The 2490-nt window shown below is 66.2% G+C and carries 2 protein-coding genes and 2 pseudogenes; 3 read left to right on the top strand and 1 reads right to left on the bottom strand.

Annotated elements, in window-relative coordinates; translation table 11 throughout:
• Window positions 1-224, bottom strand: a pseudogene (locus RHBS_RS29870) (phosphoenolpyruvate--protein phosphotransferase); the annotation flags it as partial.
• A 171-nt stretch (window positions 225-395) separates the two neighbouring features.
• Here RHBS_RS29870 and RHBS_RS26835 point away from each other — a divergent pair.
• The 3 genes and pseudogenes from RHBS_RS26835 to RHBS_RS26825 all read left to right on the top strand — a co-directional run.
• The gene (locus RHBS_RS26835; protein ID WP_128646864.1) at window positions 396-1163 is read left to right on the top strand and encodes a DeoR/GlpR family DNA-binding transcription regulator; all 768 of its coding nucleotides are present in this window, start codon (window positions 396-398) and stop codon (window positions 1161-1163) included.
• Window positions 1160-2170, top strand: coding sequence for a 1-phosphofructokinase family hexose kinase (locus RHBS_RS26830; RefSeq protein WP_121870051.1), 1011 nt, complete (start codon window positions 1160-1162; stop codon window positions 2168-2170). Before RHBS_RS26835 ends, RHBS_RS26830 begins: the two co-directional genes overlap by 4 nt.
• A gap of 9 nt (window positions 2171-2179) precedes the next feature.
• Window positions 2180-2490 (top strand): annotated as a pseudogene (locus tag RHBS_RS26825) (PTS sugar transporter subunit IIA); the annotation flags it as partial.

Genomic DNA, 2490 nt, shown 5'->3' with positions numbered 1-2490 from the left:
TCTGCGGCGTCGAAGAGTCCTCTCGGCACCTCGATCCGCCTCGGCCACCTCGCCGGTGTCGGCTGGGATGGCGGGACGGGGCACCGGGGCGGGATCACTCGGCCGTATCCGACGCCGGGCACGACAGGCGTGCCGTGCAGCGTGGTCTGCGCTGCTCCGGTCCCGGCAGCGTCGACTGTCGTGTCTGAGTGTCCGGTCGAAGCGGTGCTAACCGATCCCGTCATGTGGTCCTCCTCGAATCCTGCGTGAACAAAAGGTCTTCGTACTGTTCGGCGAGCTGTGGCGCACTCAATTTCTCGCCTGTGTTGTGACCGAGATTACTCCAAAGCCTTGACATGTCAACACACACGGGCGTAAAACAACATAAAGCAACATCAACATGGAAGGAGACGCAGGTGTACGCAGAAGAACGACAGCACTCCATAGCCGAACTGATCAGCACCCATGGACGCGTCTCCGTCAACGATCTCTCTGCCACCTACGGCGTCACCACAGAAACTGTGCGACGCGACCTCGCCACCCTCGATCGAATGGGCGTCGTGCGCCGCGTCCACGGTGGAGCAGTACCGGCATCGGCGCTGACAACACTCGAACCGGGCGTCTCGGAACGCGAATTCACCCGCGCCGAGCAGAAGGACGCGATCGCGGCCGCCGCCCTGTCCTTCCTGCCGCCGGTAGGGGGCAGCGCCGTGTTCGATGCCGGCACCACAACGGGCCGACTCGCCGGTTTGCTTCCTCACGATCGCGAACTGACGTTGGTGACCAACTCGGTCCCGATCGCCGCTCGCGCCGCGACGATGCCGAGTGTCAGCCTTCGACTGCTCGGCGGTCGGGTACGTGGGACCACTCAGGCGGCTGTCGGCGACGAAGCGCTGAGCGCCCTCGAATGGCTCCGTGTGGACGTCGCGTTCATCGGCACCAACGCCATCAGCGTCGGGCACGGACTGTCCACTCCCGACAGCGACGAGGCAGCAGTCAAGCGTGCCATGGTCGAGGCGGCGAACCACGTTGTGGTGCTAGCGGATTCGTCGAAGATCGGCCGCGAGCACCTGGTCAGCTTCGCCCGAGTGGGCTCCATCGATGTCATCGTCACCGACAGCGACATCTCGACCAACGACCGTAAAAAACTCAGCGACAAAGGAATCGAGGTGGTGATCGCATGATGGTCACACTCACGGCCAACCCGAGCATGGACCGGACGGTCACACTCGACACGCCGCTCGTCCGCGGCGGCGTACACCGGGCATCGACGTCGGCCACCGACCCGGGAGGCAAGGGCGTCAACGTCGCTCGCGTACTCGGCGGATCGGGAGTCGAGGCCCTTGCGGTGCTCCCGGCAAACACCGGAGACCCCCTGCTCGACGCTATGGCCGCGAAGGGAGTGCGGTATTCCGCGGTTCCGACGTCGGGTCCGGCACGGACCAACATCACGGTGAGCGAGGTCGGTGGCACCACCACCAAGATCAACGAGCCCGGTGCCACGGTGTCGGAGCGGACCCGCGCGGAGCTGCGGGAGCGGATCCTCTCTCTCGCAGTCGATGCCGAATGGGTGGTTCTCTCCGGTTCGCTTCCGCCGGGCCTCCCCGTCGACTGGTATGCCGAGCTCGTCACTGCCCTGCGTGCCACGTCGGCGAAAGTTGCCGTGGACACCTCCGACGAGCCACTGCTCGCACTCGCTGCGGCCTTCCCGGCGTCGGCACCCGATCTGATCAAACCCAATTCCGAGGAACTCGCCCAACTCACCGGGTACGATTCCGAAGAGCTGGAAAGCGCAGCGGCGCAGGGTGATCCGACGGCCGCCATCGCAGCCAGCACGATCCTTCTCGGCCGAGGCGTCGGCGCGGTACTGGCCACTCTCGGCAGTGCCGGAGCCGTACTGGTCACCGAGGACGGTTCCTGGTACGCCAGCCCGCCCCCGATCACCGCGGTCAGCACGGTCGGCGCAGGCGATTCCTCGCTCGCCGGCTACATCCTCGCCGATGCCGAGGACTGTTCCGACGCAGACAAACTTCGCCGCGCCGTCGCCTACGGAACGGCAGCAACCGCGCTTCCAGGCACCACGCTTCCACTGCCCGAGCAGACCCACCCGAATTCGGTGACGGTCCGTGCGCTCGACATCCCGACCTCCGTCAGCCCGTCCACGCTCTCCCCTTCTTCGAACCGTCTCTAGGAGCCCGCAATGTCCACCCCCACCGAAGATCAGCAGATCATCGCCGAGGATCTGATCCTCCTCGACGCCGATCTCGGCGAATCCAAGGAAGCCGTCATCGAACGCCTCGCAGGCGTTCTGGCTTCCGCGGGTCGCGCAACCGAGACCGATGCCCTGCGCGACGCCGCTCTGGCCCGCGAAGCGCAGTCGGCAACCGGCCTGCCCGGCGGCATCGCCATCCCCGCACTGCCGCTCCGAAGCGGTCACTTCGGCCTCGCTCGGATTCGCCCGGCTGAACCCCAAGGTCGATTTCGGTGCCCCCGACGGCCCGGCCGACCTCG

Source organism: Rhodococcus sp. BS-15 (assembly GCF_000813105.1).
Classification (GTDB): Bacteria; Actinomycetota; Actinomycetes; order Mycobacteriales; family Mycobacteriaceae; genus Rhodococcoides.
The sequence above is the reverse complement of the archived record's forward strand: the minus strand, read 5'-3'. Positions and strand labels throughout refer to the sequence as shown.